The organism is Pseudoalteromonas sp. APC 3224 (assembly GCF_030407535.1).
Taxonomy (GTDB): Bacteria; Pseudomonadota; Gammaproteobacteria; order Enterobacterales; family Alteromonadaceae; genus Pseudoalteromonas.
On record NZ_JASDDF010000022.1, the window covers coordinates 66,059 to 85,994 of the forward strand.

A 19,936-nucleotide genomic window follows, 5' to 3' on the forward strand; every position below is an offset into this window, starting at 1 on the left:
ACAATTCTGTAATCATGATCACAAATGTTAACTTTAAAATTTACAATTTTTATGCGAAATAGGAACTTATAATCGAAAAAAAACCTACAAAGCACCTATTTTTCTCATAGCTAAGTTAAAATAATGTAGCTTGAGTAGATTCAGTTGATGTGTTTAAAGCGCTTAATATCATTTGCGCTACGGGTTCAAGCTGTCTTTGGATATATAAGGGGTAATTAAGGGGGTTTTTACCGGTATAAAGCTCAGCGCCGGATACTGCGTAAATATATTCGATTACTTGCCCGCGTTTTATTTCAAACTCAGGATGGCTCGCTTTGTGTTTTTTAACTGCTTGAACGTGAGGTGGGATATTTTTAATATAATCGCTAAGGTGCTGCCCTAAACGCTTTCTATATACTAATTTACGGTCAAACTCACCATTATAAAGCTTTTGAGTGTAGCTATTTATAATATCGTGCAGTTTCTGTATTTCGAAGTTGTCGGTAAATAATGTCTCGAATAACTGTGTTTGAAACTCTTGTGCAAACTCAGTCCAATCGCTACGTACTGTTTCCATACCTTTAAATACAAGTTTTTTCTCATTATTTTTAGTTACTTGCCCCACATAACGTTTTTTAGAACCTGTTTTTTTACCTCGTATAGTTGGCATAAAAAACGGACTGTAATGGGTTTCAAATTCAATTTCCAAATAGCTTTTTAAGTCATAACGCTGCTTTAATTCTACTTGCCACTTTTCGTTGATATGTCGAACAAGTTGGCAGCCAATTTCGTTACATTGCTCAGGGCTTTTATCTTTACTAAGTTTTACAAACGTAGAGTCGGTATCACCATATATCACCTCAAAACCTTGCACTTCTATCCATTTACGGGTTGTTTGCATTATTTCATGGCCACGTAAAGTGATAGAACTCGATAAGCGCGGGTCGTAAAACCGACAGCCTTTAGAGCCGAGTACACCATATAAACTATTCATAATAATTTTAATCGCTTGCGAGAGCATGAGTTGATTAGTGTCTTTGGCTTCTTGGCGAGTTTGTGTCAGGTGCTCAATTAATTTAGGCAGGTGGTGCTGCGTTCTTGAAAATAATGCCTGATTAAATCCTTCAACTGCTTGCTCTGGCTCATTTAGCCCTACGATTAAGCCTAGCGGGTCAATACAAAACGTACGCATAATTGAAGGATATAAGCTTTTAAAATCCAATACCAAAACGTTTTTATACAGCCCTGGAGTCGACTCCATCACATAGCCACCTGGGCTCTCAAATGAGAGCCCATGATCGCCTAAGTTGGGAGCAACATAACCACTGCGGTGTAATAACGGTAAGTATAAGTTTGTAAATGCGGCAACTGAGCCCCCCATGCGCTCAATTTCGAGCCCAGTGATTTGAGTTCTGACTATGGCAAATTCAAACAGCTTTAGTTTTTCGAAAATCTGATTAACCAAAATACAGTCTTGACGGTTGTAGGCAGCAAGAGCTAGCTTATCTTCATTAAATTGACGAACAATTTCTGTTAATCGGTTGTCGGTTTTTATAAATTTAGATTCGTTAAGCACCCGCTCTGCAACATTAGCTAACGAAAAGCTGTCAAATCTATAAGTGGCATTCTTCAAGGTATCAATGCCATCAATGACGCACCGCCCTGGGAGCGTTAATCGGGTGTAATGACCCTTATTAATATATAAGGGTTGATTATCTCGGCCAAAGTTTAGAGTAAGCCCTAACGACTCAGCGCGTTCTTGCAATAAACTAAAATCAAAATCAATAACATTCCAACCAACAATAACATCGGGGTCATTACTTATAATGTACTGCTGCAGCTTGGTGAGTAGGTTAATTTCGTCATAGCACCAGTCTATTTCAAATGTCGAGTCGCTCTGCAGCTGTTGCTCACCTATCATCAATACACAATCTAAACCATTTCCCACCAGTGCAACACTAAATAACACCCCGTCGCCATTGCATTCTATATCCAAAGAAACAGACTTAAGCGTTGGCGTATACTCGGTGTTTGCTTTTAGCTTTGCATCACTAATTTCAATAAAGCCGTTTTGAGCTTTGGTGTTACCGGTTACCCATACACCTCCTTTAATAAAGCGCTCCATTAAAAAGCGATCACTGTGGCGCACATCGGCTTCGTAAATTGGCATTACTTGCTCTAAAAGAGCTCTTGCAGTGTATAGGCTTTTTATATCGTTAAAGTAACAGGCAACACACTCGCTACCACTAAAGTGACAAAGCTCAACATTATTAAACTGGACGTTAACACTCGCCTTAGTCAACAAGGTATTCGCTGCCTGCTGCTGTGCTAATGGGATGAAGAATACCGCTTGCTGGTTTTCAATCGTCACTTTTATCGGGCCCTGATCAGAGCTTAGCCAGTAACACAAAGTAATACCTTGTGCATTTTTAGCCCCGTATTGTTGCCTTGATAAAATAAAGCCCTGATAGATTGCTTGTGTCAATGTTCGATCCCACTTAATATATACACTGTAATTATATACATATTTTAGGTTAATCATCACATGCTATCGAGCTCACTTAAAAAAACAATTAGACAAGTACACCAGCATGTTGCAAATAACCTAACCGATTACCGCCCTCGCAGTAGTCAAAATTATTTAGTTGCTGAAATCGCCAAAACATTAGCCGGTGAATACCATAAAAAACAACGTATTTGTGTTATTGAAGCAGGCACCGGCACCGGTAAGTCATTAGCTTACTGTCTAGGCGCTCTACCATTGGCATTAGCACAAAAAAAGAAACTGGTTATTTCTACGGCTACTGTTGCTTTGCAAGAGCAATTAATCGCTAAAGAACTGCCGTTTTTTAAAAAGCACTCAGGGCTCGATTTTAAATTTGATTTAGTAAAAGGCCGCCAACGTTATATTTGCGCTCACAAACTTCATAATGCGCTGAACAGCGATAGCCAAACTCAAATGGAGTTTATGCCTACCCTTACATCACCACTAAGTGATATGGAAACTAAGTGCTTAAAGCAACTTTACGATGCCTATGTAAACAAAAAATGGCAAGGCGATAGAGACAGCTGGGCTGATACCATTCCTGATAGGGTATGGGGACTAATTGCTTGCGATAAGCATGCTTGCCAACGCCAGATGAAAGCACACCAAACATGTCCTTTTCAACTCGCCCGCCAGCAGTTAATGCAAATGGATGTTTTAGTTATAAACCATTCGTTACTATTAGCCGATTTAGATTTAGGGGGCGGAAAAATTTTACCCGAACCCGACAATACCATTTATGTAATCGATGAAGCGCATCACCTTGCGCATATTACCCGCGATTTTTCATCTGCTGCAGCTACAATAAAAGGCACGATAGATTGGCTCGACAAACTCACTAAATTTAGTGGCAAAATGGCCAAAGTGTTAGTGGGGCAAAAAGGTATTGGGCAAAACTTTAAATTATGCGATAGCGTTAACGATGCAAACAAAGATTTAAAAGTAGTCCGCGATATTCTCGACAACGCCGATTTTGAATATTCAAAAGACGATACCTATCGCTTTGAACATGGTGAAATTCCTAAATCGCTACACGCTAAGGCAAAAGACATTAGCGAAGCCACGCTTGATGCATTACGGTGTTTGAATAAAATGCACGACACCCTCACACAAGATGTAAGCGACGGTGATATTAAACCTTATGTTGCCGACCCCATTCTGGCTGAAAGTGGGCAATACATAAATCGCTTAGAACAACTTAATAAATTATGGTTTAGTTACGCTACTAAAGGCGAAGGCACGCCGCATGCGCGTTGGATAAAACGACTTGAATATAAAAGCCATCATGATCACTTGCTTAGCGACTGCCCCATTGAGGTCGGTTACTATTTAAAAGATAAGCTGTGGAGCGAATGTGCTGGAGCCGTGCTATGTTCAGCTACCTTGAGCGCACTAGGCTCATTTGATCACTTTGCTTATGAAAGCGGTCTTGCTAAAGAAGAAGGGGTAAAGTTTATAAAAGTCCCCTCCCCGTTTGACTACCCAAAACAAGCCACTTTGCGTATTCCGACGTCAAGCATAGAGCCAACAGATAAAGAATTTAGCGATCATATTGCTAAAACATTACCCGAATATCTAAACACTAAAAAAGCCAACTTAGTGTTGTTTGCCTCTTACTGGCAAATGGACCATGTAAGTAAGTTTCTTAGAACAAAGGGATTTAACTTATTAGTACAAGGTGAAATGTCACGAGAAGCTTTACTCAAATTACATACTAAAAATATTGATGAAGGCAAAGGCAGTATTTTATTTGGCACCCAAAGCCTTTCTGAAGGACTTGATTTACCTGGTAAATATTTAGAAAACCTAATTATTACAAAAATTCCATTTGCGGTGCCCACATCGCCAATAGAAGAAGCACAAGCGGAGTTTGTGCAAAGTAAAGGCGGTAATCCGTTTTTATCTATAACCGTGCCAGACGCAGCAAAGAAATTGGTACAAAGCTGTGGTAGACTGCTGCGCAAAGAAAGTGATATTGGCACAATAATTATTTTAGATAGACGCTTAATCACCAAACGATATGGCAAAGCCATGCTCGACACCTTACCACCTTTTAAAAGACAAATAGATTACTGATGTTTGAACTTGCACTCGACCCAACAACTTGGGCTATTTTATGTGGCGTTGCACTTTTAGCAGGCTTTATTGATGCTATTGCTGGCGGTGGTGGTTTACTCACTGTACCGGCACTGTTAACGGCGGGATTACCTCCTCATTTAACGCTCGGCACTAATAAATTGGCCGCCAGTTTTGGCTCGTTAACTGCCAGTATTACCTATTATAAAAAACAATTATTTAACCCACGATTTTGGTTTGCTTCTATAATCGCCACCGCCATAGGTGCTTTATTAGGCACACTCATTGTTGATCATTTAAGCATTGAGTTTTTAAATAAGCTCTTACCCATTATTATTATTTTAGTGGCTTGCTACAGCTTATTTGGTAATTTAAGTACCACACAAAGCGACGACCTACCTGAATTAACCCGCGCAATAAAAATTAAACAGTGGCTACAAGGGTTAAGCCTAGGCTTTTTTGATGGTTTGGCGGGGCCTGGAACGGGAACTTTTTGGACTGCCTCAAACGGTATGCTTTATAAAATGAGTTTGCTACTTAATTGTGGTTTGGCGCGTTCAATGAATTTTGTTTCTAACTTTATCTCGCTGATCACCTTTGTTGCACTTGGCCATGTTAACTTTTTACTGGGAATTACAATGGGCTTCTTTATCATGCTTGGTGCATGGTTTGGCGCACATTCAGCGATTCGTTTTGGCAGTAAATTTATTCGTCCAGTATTTAATACGATGGTTATACTTTTAGCATTAAAACTAATTTACGAGGCATACTTTTAATATGCAATCTGCTGCTTTAGACAAACTACGCCAACAAGTTGCCACGCTTAAGCAACAAGCAGAGCAATTTGACAAAGCAAAGCTCTTTTCTAAAAACCGGTATATGCAGGCACAGCCGAGCCTATTTGACAGAGCCGTGTTTAGCACCAAAAGTATGAACTTAGCCGACTACGTAGTAGAAATAGAAGATGAAATAGCCAGCTTACCACCGAGCGAACACCGTCATGCATACACCTATGCACTTGAGCGTATTGCTAGTCAGGTACAAGCGGTATTTAATGTTATTAAATCGACCCCTATTTGGGTGAAAGAAAATAAAAGTCATTATAAGCCTCGTGCTAAACAGCCTGTTTATAAACAAGCGGTGCAAAAAATCATGCAATCATCCCACGAGTTATATGACGAACTTAAACAAAACCATGAATTTGAACGTCGCCTAGTACTGATGATTGAAGAGCGTAAATTGCAAATGGAAAAAGCATCGCCTGCGCAAGCACAAAAGCTTAACCAAGAAATTTTAACTACTCATGCACGACTCGGCCGTTGTAGAAAAGCGATTTCTGCCACCGAAGACAAAATTCAACAAGTAGAAAAACAACAGCTACGCTAATGCAGCTTTATTACCACGAACTGTACTCGCAGCTAGAGTTACCTGACCGCCATCGATTTCCAATTAAAAAGTATCAGCAGCTTAAGCATGAAATAGAGCGTTTAGGCTACACCCAATTTATTTCGCCTGCAACTACAGCGCAGTTAAGCTTATGCCATAGCTCAGATTATATTGCTGACTTTTTAAACGGGTCGTTGACTGACAAAGCGGTGAAGAAAATGGGATTTCCTCACTCTCCTGAACTTGTTGAGCGAACACTTTACTCTGTTGGTTCCAGCATTCAAGCCGCTGAAAGTGCAATTAAAAGTGGTTTAGCGGCGAATTTAAGTGGCGGCTACCACCATGCTTATAGCAATTACGGCAGTGGCTTTTGTATTTTTAATGATTTAGCCATTGCGGCAGCGCATCTTATTTCAACAGAGAAAGCCGACACCGTATTAATATTTGATTGTGACGTACACCAAGGTGACGGTACCGCGCAAATAACCCAACATCACGAGCAGATAATTAGTTGTTCAATTCACTGTGAACAAAACTTTCCTCGGCAAAAACAGCACTCAAACTACGACTTTGGCTTACCTGCAAACACCACAGATGCAGAGTATTTAACAACACTAGAGCAAGCTCTTGAGTTATGTGTTCGTCTGCACCAGCCTGATATTATTTTATATAATGCGGGCGCCGATATTTACACCAAAGACGAACTCGGCTTATTTGATGTTTCCTTAGCTGGTGTATATGAGCGCGATTTTACCGTTCTTAACTTTTGTAAGCAGCGAAACATACCGCTGATGTGCGCTTTAGGTGGCGGTTATCAACGCAACATCAACAATTTAGTTAGCGTCCATAAGCAACTATTTAAAGCGGCTCTCGATTTATAACAATCCTTGGTATAGACTCATTACAGACAATAAAAAAGAGTGACAGGAATATGCGATTAGATGACGACATACACAATTTTTACGAAAAACTCGTTTTAGAAGAAATAGAAAAACGTAAACTTAATGAACGTTACAATGACGATGTAATGGCTGACTTTTGCTGCACCGTTCTCAATCAATTACCACCCCGCTATATTCGTTACGATGTAGATATGGCGTTTTATTTAACTCAAACAGATCGTTTAGATATGCAGCAACGCGTAGAAGTTGCCATTAATTTTGCGATTGATCAAATAGCTAAAAAGAAAGCGCTCCATGAGTAACCCACTAGAAGAAGCTCCTACACACGTGAAACTGGCTGTTGATTTAATTATGATTTTAGAGCAACACGATGTAGAGCCAGAAGAAGTATTAAAAGCGCTCGATATCGTAAAAAGTGACTTTGAAAATAAAGTAACAAAGCGCACTTAGCGCTTTTTACTTCCTAAACGCAAACCCTATTTGTAGATTGTTGTACCAGTAACAATAACTGCGCGGCCGCTTTAGCATCATCTAATGCACGGTGATGGTTAGTTAAATCTAAATTAAAGTGTGCAGATAAATTCCCCAGTGAGTACGACTTTAATCCCTTAAATGCTTTACGTGATTCAACAACGGTACATAGTTTTGGCATTTTAAAGTTGATTCCCAGCCCCTCAAGCTCTTTTTTAATAAAGCCATAATCAAAATTAACATTGTGAGCGACAAAAATACTACCCGAAAGCTTATCTAATAAAGTCGAAGCAATGTCGCTAAATATAGGCGCATCACTTACCATGGCGTCGTTGATACCGGTTAGTTTAGTAATAAAACGAGGGATAGGCCGCTCTGGGTTTATCAGCGTAGTCCATGTATCAATAATGTTGCCTTGCTGTATTTTAACAACACCAATTTCGGTAATTCGGTTCCCCCCTTTTAGGCCCCCTGTTGTTTCAATATCTACCACACTATAAATCCGCTTGGGATCTACATACCAGTTTACCGCTGCAATATTTACGATAAAGCCACTGCTTTTTAAATTATCGATACTCACTAGTTGGTTTCTTTTGAGCTTATCGCCAGGCGCTTTAACCTCTTCAAAATGAACGGCATTATTATCAACAATCATTAAATCGGGATAACCATCTTTTAGCTGTCGGTAGTTCTTTGCCATATTTTTTAAATGCTGAAGTAAAGCCGTTATTGAGCTATTTAATATAAGCATCTCTACTGGCTTTAAAACATCTGGGTGCCACCTAAATAAGCCATTTGGTTGCTCATAATACTTCGCGGCATGGTGACACACTAAACGCAGCAATTTGGGGGTACTATTACACGCAGCCAGCCGCGCTTCTATTTGTGAGGATTGATTTAAGTAAAAGGAGTCTGTTTTTAACGCTTGTGGGAAAATATCAAATTCATTACAAAGCGGCGTCGGGGTTTCAATAAATAGCTCTTGCCAAAAAACCAGCGCAAATAGGCTTTGCCACAAAGTATTTTCAGTATAAAAAACCTGTTTGCCTTGACGAGTGTAGTGATCGCTTACACCTAACTCAACATCGCCGCGGTAAAGTTCATCAACTTCTATAATGCAGCGTGTACTGGCTAACATTTCACTGAGCCGCGAACGGGTTTGCTTGTTAAATTTACGCATTAAAAAGTCATCTGCAAAATACAGTAACTCATCACTAAGCGGGTTTTCTATAATTTGCTCAAGCTGCGTTTTTACCCATTGCTTATTGCCTTGTCGATATTGCTCCCTTATTTGAATTTCTAAGGCTTGTGCATCGTCTTCGCAAGCATTAAGTACATCAAACGCAAGTGTTGGGTTAGTTGTTTTTAGTTGCTTATAAAGTATAACCAGTAACTTGTTTTTTAACTCTTGTGCAATAACCCCCAACGCTACTTCATTTATTAGCTTCTTTGCTAGTACCTCTCTTTCATTGTCATCTTTTGTATTTTTAAGCGTTAGTCGCAAACGGTTTAATGCATAGTTAGACTGCGCTTCCTCTATTGAATCAAAGCGCGACAAGCTTTCACTATGCTCTTGCCTAACAGGTGTTACGCCTAAATCTCGCAGTACAAATCGATTTTGATGATTAATATCGCCTGCACTGAGCCTGCCGATATATAAAAATTCAAAATACTCGTAATACTCTTCTCTATTATTTATCACGTACTGATTATATAAGTGTGCAAGACACTCTGGCTTAGATTCAAAGAATGAACTAGCTATTTCAACTAAGTTACTTTTAGCAGCGCTTTTTTTAAATAATGGCGGTTGTTCTTGCTTTTCTAGCAGCTCTATTAAGGCCGGTTTTGTTAGGTGACTTAGTAGTTGCCTATGATCTTTATTAGAGGGTTCTACAATTAACTTTGCCGCTTTTAATTTAAAAAGTGCTTGGTATGGCGAGCTAATTTCTTCGTAGTTTAATGATTGGGTTTGAACTAAATAAGGCTTACGAGAATAAATGCGCGCCAACATACACTGGCTCTGCTCGTCGAGCGTATTTATTTTACTAATAAATGAAATATGCTTTTGCTCGAGTAAATGCATGCATTTCTCGCTCACAAACGTTAATAGCTCTCTAAAATGTGCCAAATAATATTTCGCTGGTAACTCTTTTTTCATAAAACCGCCCACACTGTATATAAAAACAGTATCTAGTATCTCGTTATTTTTATCAACCCAATAAATTTTTATGCATACGTATTACTATTGAAATATCTTTTTTAGCGTGATCACTCTGTGCTAAGGTTGCCAGCAAATTTAGTGCTACTTTAACTACATTACACATAATAAAAATTAGGATTGAACAACATGACGACACAGCATGCAACTAAAGGTGAGCATAGCGCACAGACTAAGTGCTCGCTTTTATATGTTATTTTTATATCGGCCATTGCCGCTATTGGTGGCTTTTTATTTGGTTTCGATTCGGGCGTTATAAACGGCACCGTATCGGCATTAGGTAATACATTTAACTCAAGCAGTGTTGCAACTGGTTTTAATGTTGCATCTGTATTATTAGGTTGTGCGCTGGGGGCTTTAGCTGCTGGCCCATTAGCTGACAAATTTGGCCGTCGCGCTATTATGATTGTCACTGCCATTATATTTGCAGTCAGCGCTTTTGGCTCTGGGGTTGCCGATAGTTCTGCTGAGTTTATTTTTTACCGCTTATTTGGCGGATTAGGCATAGGTGCAGCCTCTGTTTTAGCACCTGCTTATATTGCAGAAGTAGCACCAGCAAGTTTACGTGGTCGTTTAGCGACATTACAACAACTCGCTATCGTACTTGGTTTATTTGCAGCCTTTTTAAGTAATTACCTAATTGCTAACGCCGCTGGCGGTGCCGAAGGTATTTTAATGTTAGATTTAGCCGCATGGCGCTGGATGTTTTGGGCTGAACTTGTTCCTGCAGGCTTATTTTTAATTGGCGTACTTTTTATTCCTGAGTCACCGCGTTACCTAGTCGCACAAGGTAAACTTAAACACGCTAAAACTGTATTTAATAAAATCTCAAATGACGATGCTGATACGCAAATCAATGACGTGAAACAGTCTCTGCAAAGTGATAAAAAACCAAGTATTCGCGACTTATTTATTGATGGCAGTAAAAAAGTACATCCTATTGTTTGGGTGGGTGTGGCTTTATCAGTTTTCCAACAATTTGTTGGTATTAACGTGGTATTTTATTACGGCTCAGAGCTATGGCAAGCCGCTGGTTTTGATGAATCACAATCACTGTTTATTAATGTACTTGCAGGCACCACCAATATTTTATCTACCTTTATAGCTATTGCCTTAGTCGATAAAGTAGGCCGTAAGCCACTATTATTGGTAGGTAGCATAGGTATGTTTATTAGTTTAAGTGCACTTACCTACACCTTTGGAAGTGCAGGCCTTGATGAAGCGGGCAAGTTAGCACTTAGCGAAAATATGGGTACCTTTGCATTAATAATGGCTAATTTATTTGTGGTATTTTTTGGCTTAAGCTGGGGCCCTATTGTATGGGTACTACTTGGTGAAATGTTCAATAACCGTATTCGCGGAGCAGCCCTTGCTGTTGCAGCTAGCGCACAATGGATAGCTAACTTTGCTATTACTATGACCTTCCCGATTATGCTCGGCAGTATTGGTTTAGCAGGTGCTTATGGCTTTTACACTCTTTCGGCATTTATTAGTGTATTTTTTGTGGTTAAATACATCAAAGAAACACGCGGCATAAAATTAGAGTCAATGTAATTATATAGCCTGAGTAGCGCCGACTTTCCATTAGTTTACTCAGGCTAATCCCCCATTCTATTATCTTATTTTTTGCTAATAAAACTAATTAGATACATTTAACCATTTGGCAAGCGGATACTCTCTGGCACGTTCTAAGCTTTTGCCTGTTGAACTATTATCAACTGAGAATGTTACCAATCACAGTGTATAAATCATCACTATTAATTGGTTTGGCTATAAAGTCATCCATACCTGCTATTAAGCATCGCTGTTTATCTTCTTCATAGGCATTAGCCGTAATCGCTACTATGGGCACTCGCAAACCTGTTTTAACTTCCATAACTCTAATTGTGCGTGTACATTCATAACCATCCATATTAGGCATTTGGCAATCCATTAAAATCAAATCAAACGATTGATCTTTTAATACATCAAGAGCCTTAACACCATCCTCGGCCATAACTATCACCGCTTCAGTAGGCTCCAACATTTTTGAAATAACATGTCGGTTAATCGCATTATCTTCGACTAACAATATGTGCTTACCCAACAGGTTTGGCTGCATAGCTGTTTTTTTAGGTAAAGTTGATGGGGCATCTGCTGATTTTGGTGCACTAATGCTAAACGTAAATGTACTACCTTTACCCTCTTCGCTATGTAACTGAATTTCACCGTCCATCATTTTTATCAGCTTTTGCGAAATAGCCAACCCGAGCCCTGTTCCTCCATATTTACGAGCAACTCCCACATCAGCTTGAGTAAATTCGCTAAATAACAGTGATTGCTGTGCCTTCGCAATACCAATACCACTATCTTCAACGCTAACTTGAAGCTTATTATCGTGATAATCAAACGATAAATTTACAAAGCCTTGCTGCGTAAATTTATACGCATTAGAGAGTAAATTTATGATCACCTGATTTAAGCGTAATTCATCAACACTAATACACTGTGGCAAATTATTAGTTTGAATAACCGTAAATTCTACCTCTTTGGCAGCAACAATCGAGGAAAATAAAGAGCGTATATTTTCGATAAATGGAGTTAGCTGCGTGGGCCTAATATTTAGCTCCATGGCATTTGCTTCAATTTTAGAAAAATCTAAAATATCGTTAAGAATATTAAGCAAGTTTTTGGCACTTTTTTGCTGTGTGATTAACAATTCCTTTTGTTCGGTACTCAAGGACTGATCTCGAAGCAAAACCTCTCCCATACCTAATATGCCATTCATAGGTGTTCTAAGTTCATGACTCATGTTTGCTAAAAATTGTGACTTAGCAATATTTGCTTCATTGGCGAGTTTAACCGCTTGTGTTAATTCAGTTGTTTGCTCTGCGACTTTATTTTCTAATTGCTGATTAAATTGGCTAAGCTGCTTATTGAGTTCTTCATTTTCTATATTAGATGCTTCTAAATTGCCAATTGAATGCTGTAACGCACTGCCCAACATGTCAAATTGATACTGCAATTGTAGTACTTCATACCAACTAGATTCCGTATTGAATACCTGCTTTTTTGTTTTGCTAAAGTCTTGAATTAAATTAGTCAGCTCTCTAATTGGCTTGGTAAGTAAGTGAGTAAATTTATAAATAAACAACACAACCAATACCATCGAAATTAAGCCTAGTAGCATGGTTGGCAACCATGTACCTACGACCACTATGGTTATGTACTTTCGATTATAAAAAGAAATGACCTGCCAACCATTTTTGTCATCAATAAACTGACTTGTGTGATACATTTCATTATCAGCAGAGCGAAATAGTTGGCTGTTAGGTTGACGCTGAGCTTTAAAAGCTTGCAGGTTAAAGTCACTCAGTGCAGTAAACTGATTTAGTGAACTAAATACTACTTTTTTGTTGGCATCTAAAATTACTAACTGCCCTTTATATTCAAATAAGTCCGGAATAAATCGCTCTAGTCGGTCTAGTTGGAGCGAGCCCTCAATAACACCATAAAATTCATCATCTCTATAAATAGGAGCGGAAAGTGCTACGATCGGTTGATTCCCTAATCCCCTTCCTCGAAATACACCACTGCTATAACCGAGTGGGTACTGCTGAGCTTGAGAAAAATAAGAGCGATCATTAACATAACGCTGCTCTTTAGTTAGTCCACTTAGTAGCTCGCTCGGCATGCTGTTTTTAACAAGGCCCTTTGGACTGGCATAAAGGCTAGTTAAAAAACCTGGATATAAAGCCATCAACTGCTCTAACTGAGGCTGAATTTGTCCACCAACGCTAATTGCATTACTGGTCATTACAACCGCGTTTTTATGAAACTGTAAATAATCATTGAGCTGAGTGCTAATTGATTGAGACTGCTCTTTGAGTTGCGTATTCACTTCGTATTCTAAACGCGAATAATGCTGATTAACCAAAGAAACACTGGTGATCAACACCACTAAAATAATGATAACGCTAACAATATAACTTAAAATACGTGCAAGAGGTTGTCCTTGATAGACTCGACTGGCATGAGGAACAAACAGACTGACCAAGTCGACCAGGGCCAATGCAATCATGGCATTTATTAAGTACTTTGAGGCAGCCACAACAAGTGTGAGCCAAGGCAGGCCTATAACAAAGTGACCCAAAAACCACACCAGTGGTAAACCTACTAAAAACCAAAATACAGCGCCTAAGGGAAGTATTGGCTTAGAACGCTTTAAACAAAAGGCATAAAGCCAAAACAGCTCAAGCACATAAACAACACTGTTCCAGCTATGTCCCCAGCGATAAAATAAAAAACCAGTTACAATCGCTAAGCTAAGGAGAGAATAACGAAGCCCTGCAAACACTAGGCTAAGTATTACAAACGTCTGACCAAATAAAAATTCAGAGCTATCAAAAAAATACAGAGGTAAAAGATTAACGCAACCTCCAATAAGCCCGAGTAATATTGCCAGCGCCCATTTATTCCTCTGAGATGTCATATTGACCCTTAATAGCTTTATTGAACACCTGCGGCGTAAAGTATAATCACGAGTCTTAATTATTACTTACCCATTAGCTATTGTCTATAAAGACAAAGAATTAGCTAAGTGCGTAAAAGCTAGAATTAGCGTACGAATAACAAAATAAAATATTAGAAAATAGATAAATGGAATTTTAATACACCCAATGTTGTTTGAAGTGTAAGTTGGCATAAGATTGAAGCTTATAATGGCATAAAGTTACTAAATACAGGCTTTATGTAGCTAACCACTTAATAATACAGCCCAGTTTAGTTGACTGCTCTGTGCCTTGAGCAGACCTTGAAAATCTTTAATGTCCAAAATCAAGATTTGATAATCATATAGAAAGCTTCTCGAGTTTTTCGATACAGTTGTGTTGACCAAAACATAAACTGTATTTCGAGGAGCTTGGTATGAAACTATATGGTGGAATTGACTTGTATTCAAAAAATTTTGTTGTTGCTATCATTAATGAACAAGGTGAAACACTTACCGTTAAGCGTTTAAATAATGACATGTCTGTCATTTTATCTTTTCTAAGCCCTTATAAAGACAACTTAAAAGAGCTTGTTGTCGAATCAACATTTAATTGGTACTGGTTAGTCGACGCTTTAATGGATACAGAATTTAAAGTCCACTAAAAACTTATTATCAGTACAAAGTTGCTACATGCGACATCTTGGATATAAGCTCAGTAGCAACAAAATAAAACAAATGGCCGCTATCAGAAAAGGCGTTGATACTGAGCAGGTACATGCAGACTTTGCTCAATGAGTACAGCACTGCCAGTCATTTCTAACCTCTCATTAATACGCTGTGCTCAACAGCAAATTAATGTGATAGAAGGCACTATTTTAAAACAAACATCACTCTCCCCTGAGTTTATGAACCTAACCAGTATTGATGGAATTGGGAATACCTTAGCAATGACCATTATGTTAGAGACAGGCACTATTGAACGTTTTGATAGGCCAGGTAATTTCTCATCGTATTGTCGCTGTGTTAAAGGAGCAAGGTACCGTTATGGAAAGAAAAAAGGCGCTACGAATCAGAAGAATGGTAATCGTTATTTAGTGTGGGCGTTTACTGAGGCCGCTAATTTTGCCATTCGGTACAACCCGACAATCAAAAAATATTATCAACGAAAACTGGCTAAAACGAACCAAGTTATCGCAATTAAAACGGTTGCGCATAAGCTCGCAAGAGCCTGTTATCACAGGCTTAAAGATAATGTCCCATTTGATGAACACAAGGCGTTTACTTAGCGACTATAAAAAAATTAGGTTAACGTGTTGAGCTAGTAATGGGGTTGGTAAAACCACTAGATTTGATTGAGCCTGCACGTTAACCGCTCATATTTTAAATACTGGATATGCCCAATGTTTGAGCCACCAAGGGCTGGTTATGTTCAAGCATAAACCACAGAATTGTTAAAGCGCAGTGTGTAAACACAGCCAGAAACTGGACTGACATTGGTACTAAACGATGACTGAGGCGAAAGCCAAGGGCATTAATTAATCATCAATAATGCTTAATTAAACTGCCTAAATTCATATCGCGTTTTTTACCTAAGCCATAGTGCATATTCACACCAATCGACGTCATTACTAGGTGCGTAGTCATATTTAAATTGAGTTTAAACAATAAAAACACTTGGTTTTTGAATAAAAGATCAAGGAAACACAGCTGCCTGCTTGACCGGAACTTTCTAATGGGTGACCCCATTCACTTCAAAAATATTAAAGGATGGTTGGTGGCAACTAAATTGTGATCTTGAACTAAATTCTTCACCTGAATTTAAGATAGAAAAAATCAGTATCTTTAAAAAAGTTTTATCAATTCATCTAAAAAACGTGGATGCTTCAACAATTGTTTTTAGCTATTCCTCTCTTTTTTATTGGTGGTATACCTTGGTTAGTTTGGGGTGTTTCCGTGCGAATTTGATGCTGTTCGCGTGTTAAATTAGGTTTTGATTAATGGCTTTTATAACGGCCTGAGTGCGGTCTTCTACCTCTAATTTAGCAAGGATTTGTGACACATGATTACGAATAGTCCCCTCAGAGTTATCTAATTTTTTGGCAATCACTTTGTTCGACATGCCTAAAGACAAACACTGCAATACGGTTTGTTCTTTGCCTGTTAAGCAGAGCTGAGGGCTTAACTGCTTTTTGAGTAAAAAATCAGTCACCGCACTTTGCAATACTCGCTCACCTGTAACGACCTGCTTGATAGCGCTAATAAGTTCTTCAAGCTCAATGTTTTTAAGCACATACCCACGAGCACCTAGATTAAGGGCTTTGACTAATACATCACAATCTTCAAATGTGGTAATGATCAGCACAGGGGTTTTATCACCCTTTTCACGCATTTTTTGCAGCACGCCGAGCCCATCTAAATTCGGCATTCTCATATCGAGTAAAGCAATGTCAAAACTATGCTCAGCTAATAGTGCAAGCGCTTGTAAGCCATCTTCAGCTTGGGCTTCGATATTAATGGCGCTATCGAGGTTAAGTAAATTAGCGAGGCCTAAACGAACTAAGGTCTGATCTTCAACTAGTAGGCACTTTATCATGGCTTTTTTCTTCTAAATTGAGTGGCAGTGTCATGGTATTGATCAGTGTTTCTTGCTCAAGGTGTTGTGAAAATTCACCGCCAAATTGTGCCATTCGCTCATTTAATCCTGCTAATCCATTCCCTTGTTTTGGTAAATGGGTCTCTGGCTGATTATGATACGCCTTTGCAATTAACAGCGGCTGTTGGCCAACGTGGGTGACATTTACATGCAAAGTAAAATGGTTTGCTTGGGTATGTTTAAGGGTGTTGCTGATCATCTCTTGGGTAAACCGCAATACACACAGGGTATCGTCTTGAGGAAGCTGCTCTGTCTCCTTACTTAGTTGGAGATCACAGTGTAAATTAGGTGTCAGTTCGCAAATGGCCTCAAGAGCTTGCTTAAGAATCGTTTTGTCATTGCGTTGAGTGGAAACGATTTCGCGCACCTCAGCCAATACTTCTTGGCTAAGTTGGTGGCAAAGAGAGAGGGTTTCAACGGTGGCTTCATTTGCTGCTCTTTTAGCAAAATCTAAATTAATGCTGAGCGCGGTAAGCTTATGGCCGAGTGAGTCATGGAGCTCGCGTGATATATTTTGTCGCTCTTGCGCTGCATGCATCGCCCCCATCATGTGTTGGGTGGCTTTTAACTCTTTGTAGTTTTGGCGGGATTGGTAATGTGTATTTAAACTTTCGACAATACGCCGGCTAACAAACCAATTCATCAAGCAAAAGAAAAACCAAATTGTAAACGTGATCCAAGGAATGCCATTTTCCCAACGCGCATAATGCGTTAAACCATACACCAGCATGGCGGCCACAACGCAAGCCAGTATTTTAGGAAGCGAAAAATGAGGACTAAAAACCGCGGTAAACATCACTAGGTGGATAAAAACTAAGGATGTTGAACTCAGTTGTATCATTGCCAAAATAAGCAGGAAATAGCCAAGTGCTACGCCGTGAACAAATTTGTTAGGCTGTTTTAACACATACAGCAAAATAGCTAAAATGGAACCACTTACTATGATTTGCAAATATAGCGCTAATTCTGAGTTGGCATAATAGGCACACGCCGATGTCACTCCAAGCCACGATGCCAATGTTGAGAAATGCCAATCGGTTGTATGTCGTATAGTTGATTCCATTACTGTGGCCATATTTTTTTAGCAATTATTGCAGAACTCGCGTTGTAAAAACAGTGACATCTGTCATAGCTCGGGCTATGAGCTTTGTGACTAGTGCCATGAAACCTCATTCATTTATGCTTTATTAATAAAAAAATAGTTGGGCACATTAATGAATAAAGACAGTCGATTACATTACATTGATAATTTACGCAGCCTCGCGCTATTGCTCGGCATCGTATTTCATGCCGCTTTAGCCTACAGTCCGTTCTTTGGCAATATTTGGTTTACGGCAGACTCAAGCACACATGGTCTATTTGATTATATTACGCATACGCTGCACTTATTTCGGATGCCGTTATTTTTTATTATTGCAGGGTTTTGCAGTGCAATTTTAATAGATAAATCGAGCAACGCGCGCTTTTTACATCATCGCAGTAAACATATTCTACTGCCTTTTATTGTATTTTTACCTTTAAGCTTTGCCGTTTACTACCATGCATTGAGTTTTGGAGCCGGTATAGCTAATCCAATACCGCCGATTTTTGCTGTGTTTAAAGTTATTAAAGAGCCTGTTGTTAGCACTATGCACTTATGGTTTTTGTGGAACTTATTCCAGTTTTGCTTAATTCACTGGTTGTTGAAAACAACTAACTTATTAGGCAATAAATTCGATGCGCTTAGCGTTCACCCTTTATTTATGTGGGTTGTACTTCCCATCGTGTTAACGTTTTCATTAATGGGGCAATCTATTCCATTTCCTGCTCCTGATAAACTCACGCCACAGTTATGGTCGTATGGTTTTTACGGCAGTTTTTATTGGTTAGGAGTGGGGCTTTATAAAAAACAGCAGCTCATTTGGTCATATCATAAGTACTTATGGCCTCTTATTTTGGGTATTGCAATATCGCTGACTGGTTATTTTTCTTTATTACCAGCCGCGCCAAGCTTAGATGAAGTGATTGCCGCCGCAACTTCGGGGGATTTTGCCGCAGCGGGAGAGCTACATGTATTACATGTTTTATCACAAGGGCTGAGTGTTATTTTGTTAACCGCCATAACGTTTTTACTTGGGCATCGTTTTTTAAATCACCAAAGTAAGCTCAGTCGCAGCATCTCAAATGCATCATATTGGATTTATTTAATACATGTGCCAGTGCTGATTTATATTCAGATGCCATTGATTAATACTAATTGGCCAGTTTTAGTAAAGTTTATAGTAAGCGTGGTAGTTACATTATTTATAGGTCAAGTAAGTTATTTATTATTAGTTAAAAATACGTGGTTGGGCGCACTACTTAACGGTAGGCAAACCAAGAGAAAGATAATACAGTCAGCTTAAATGTCGTCAATTGGTAATGACTTAAAAGCAGCACTACATAAAGGAATACTATTATGCATGCAATAACAATCAAATCGACCATCGCCACGATTCAACAAGGGGCGATTAAAGCCGACGGAAAATTTTGGCTAACCAACACCGATATTCATTTTGCGCCGTTGAATGTACAATTTGGGTTAGGGCCTTATATGTTTGCACGGTGTGAAATTGTAAAAGTGAGTAAGTGCTCTGGTAAAGTTTTGGCTATTTTGCCTTATACACATGATGCAATTGAAATCGTATTAAAAGATGGTAATAAATATCAATTCATTATCTCGAATCCAATTGAATGGATTAAATTAATTAACCAATAGTTTAAAGCACAAACACTGGTAGCCCACAAAAATAACTATTGTTTCAATGTACCTAATAATGCACGATAAAATATATCACTATTTTATTGTGTATATAGTAAGCACATGGATTTAATAAAAACGCTTTTGATTGACTGCTTCTCGCTCACTAGGGACTGTTAGATAAAATCAAAATCCTCTTTTCAAACTGAGATGTGGGCTACTACAAATATGTTATTAAATTTTTATGTAAGAGAAATTGGTAAAAAACAATCACCGGATAAGCTGTTAAAGTTTATTGGCATATAGCATCCGATTTATTTCAGTCATTTAAATACCCACACCCATGTGGGTATTGAAATTACTAAAATATAATAGTTGGTTTTTAAAGGTAGTTTTGATTTTCGTTTTATATAACGCGGCCTAAATAATGTTTTCTTTATCTAAATTAACTTAATTAGAAAAAATATTATCGAGATCTTCGTCAATATAAACACCCGTTAATCCATTATCTTCTAC

At 38.7% G+C, this 19,936-nt stretch carries 16 protein-coding genes; 11 read left to right on the forward strand and 5 right to left on the reverse strand.

Annotated features, from left to right (window positions below; translation table 11 throughout):
• Window positions 1-115 precede the first annotated feature (115 nt).
• A complete protein-coding gene (locus tag QL989_RS11560) occupies window positions 116-2,464 on the reverse strand; it encodes a DNA polymerase II (protein WP_290170588.1) in 2,349 nt (782 codons plus the stop codon).
• 60 nt (window positions 2,465-2,524) lie between these two features.
• Between QL989_RS11560 and dinG the strand changes: the two genes are divergently transcribed.
• From dinG to QL989_RS11590, 6 genes are read left to right on the forward strand one after another with little or no spacing between them, the layout of a single operon-like run.
• Complete coding sequence (gene dinG, locus QL989_RS11565; RefSeq protein ID WP_290170589.1) at window positions 2,525-4,600, forward strand: ATP-dependent DNA helicase DinG; 2,076 nt, start codon at window positions 2,525-2,527, stop codon at window positions 4,598-4,600.
• Window positions 4,600-5,376 carry a TSUP family transporter gene (locus QL989_RS11570; protein WP_054202433.1) on the forward strand — a complete coding sequence of 259 codons (777 nt, stop codon included), beginning with the start codon at window positions 4,600-4,602 and terminating at the stop codon, window positions 5,374-5,376. The genes dinG and QL989_RS11570 overlap by 1 nt, the downstream gene beginning before the upstream one ends.
• Window position 5,377: 1 nt before the next feature.
• Window positions 5,378-5,986 carry a primosomal replication protein gene (locus QL989_RS11575; protein ID WP_054202432.1) on the forward strand — a complete coding sequence of 203 codons (609 nt, stop codon included), beginning with the start codon at window positions 5,378-5,380 and terminating at the stop codon, window positions 5,984-5,986.
• Entirely contained in the window at window positions 5,986-6,867 is an 882-nt protein-coding gene (locus QL989_RS11580) for a histone deacetylase (RefSeq protein ID WP_290170590.1), read from the forward strand. Before QL989_RS11575 ends, QL989_RS11580 begins: the two co-directional genes overlap by 1 nt.
• 50 nt (window positions 6,868-6,917) lie before the next feature.
• Entirely contained in the window at window positions 6,918-7,190 is a 273-nt protein-coding gene (locus QL989_RS11585; RefSeq protein ID WP_138605010.1) for a late competence development ComFB family protein, read from the forward strand.
• Window positions 7,183-7,338 carry a YbaM family protein gene (locus QL989_RS11590; RefSeq protein ID WP_138605011.1) on the forward strand — a complete coding sequence of 52 codons (156 nt, stop codon included), beginning with the start codon at window positions 7,183-7,185 and terminating at the stop codon, window positions 7,336-7,338. Before QL989_RS11585 ends, QL989_RS11590 begins: the two co-directional genes overlap by 8 nt.
• A 13-nt stretch (window positions 7,339-7,351) precedes the next feature.
• Here QL989_RS11590 and QL989_RS11595 read toward each other — a convergent pair whose 3' ends face one another.
• A complete protein-coding gene (locus tag QL989_RS11595; RefSeq protein ID WP_290170591.1) occupies window positions 7,352-9,517 on the reverse strand; it encodes an exonuclease domain-containing protein in 2,166 nt (721 codons plus the stop codon).
• A gap of 189 nt (window positions 9,518-9,706) precedes the next feature.
• On the opposite strand from QL989_RS11595, the gene QL989_RS11600 reads away from it, so the two are divergent.
• Window positions 9,707-11,131: a sugar porter family MFS transporter gene (locus QL989_RS11600; protein WP_290170592.1), complete on the forward strand. Its 1,425-nt coding sequence runs from the start codon at window positions 9,707-9,709 to the stop codon at window positions 11,129-11,131.
• A 160-nt stretch (window positions 11,132-11,291) separates the two neighbouring features.
• Here QL989_RS11600 and QL989_RS11605 read toward each other — a convergent pair whose 3' ends face one another.
• Window positions 11,292-14,048, reverse strand: coding sequence for a response regulator (locus QL989_RS11605; protein WP_290170593.1), 2,757 nt, complete (start codon window positions 14,046-14,048; stop codon window positions 11,292-11,294).
• 434 nt (window positions 14,049-14,482) lie between these two features.
• Between QL989_RS11605 and QL989_RS11610 the strand changes: the two genes are divergently transcribed.
• Both QL989_RS11610 and QL989_RS11615 read left to right on the forward strand, forming a co-directional pair.
• The gene (locus QL989_RS11610; RefSeq protein ID WP_249363147.1) at window positions 14,483-14,710 is read left to right on the forward strand and encodes a hypothetical protein; all 228 of its coding nucleotides are present in this window, start codon (window positions 14,483-14,485) and stop codon (window positions 14,708-14,710) included.
• Window positions 14,711-14,839: 129 nt separating this feature from the next.
• Complete coding sequence (locus tag QL989_RS11615; RefSeq protein ID WP_290170594.1) at window positions 14,840-15,334, forward strand: transposase; 495 nt, start codon at window positions 14,840-14,842, stop codon at window positions 15,332-15,334.
• 692 nt (window positions 15,335-16,026) lie between these two features.
• On the opposite strand, the gene QL989_RS11620 is transcribed toward QL989_RS11615, so the two are convergent.
• Together QL989_RS11620 and QL989_RS11625 are read right to left on the reverse strand one after the other, a co-directional pair.
• Window positions 16,027-16,641 (reverse strand): response regulator transcription factor, encoded by a 615-nt coding sequence (locus QL989_RS11620; protein ID WP_290170595.1) that lies wholly within the window; start codon window positions 16,639-16,641, stop codon window positions 16,027-16,029.
• Window positions 16,619-17,764, reverse strand: coding sequence for a histidine kinase (locus tag QL989_RS11625; protein ID WP_138605016.1), 1,146 nt, complete (start codon window positions 17,762-17,764; stop codon window positions 16,619-16,621). The genes QL989_RS11620 and QL989_RS11625 overlap by 23 nt, the downstream gene beginning before the upstream one ends.
• A 151-nt stretch (window positions 17,765-17,915) precedes the next feature.
• On the opposite strand from QL989_RS11625, the gene QL989_RS11630 reads away from it, so the two are divergent.
• Both QL989_RS11630 and QL989_RS11635 read left to right on the forward strand, forming a co-directional pair.
• Window positions 17,916-19,085, forward strand: coding sequence for an acyltransferase family protein (locus QL989_RS11630; RefSeq protein ID WP_290170596.1), 1,170 nt, complete (start codon window positions 17,916-17,918; stop codon window positions 19,083-19,085).
• 53 nt (window positions 19,086-19,138) lie between these two features.
• Window positions 19,139-19,438 carry a hypothetical protein gene (locus QL989_RS11635; protein WP_290170597.1) on the forward strand — a complete coding sequence of 100 codons (300 nt, stop codon included), beginning with the start codon at window positions 19,139-19,141 and terminating at the stop codon, window positions 19,436-19,438.
• The last annotated feature ends 498 nt before the right edge of the window (window positions 19,439-19,936 follow it).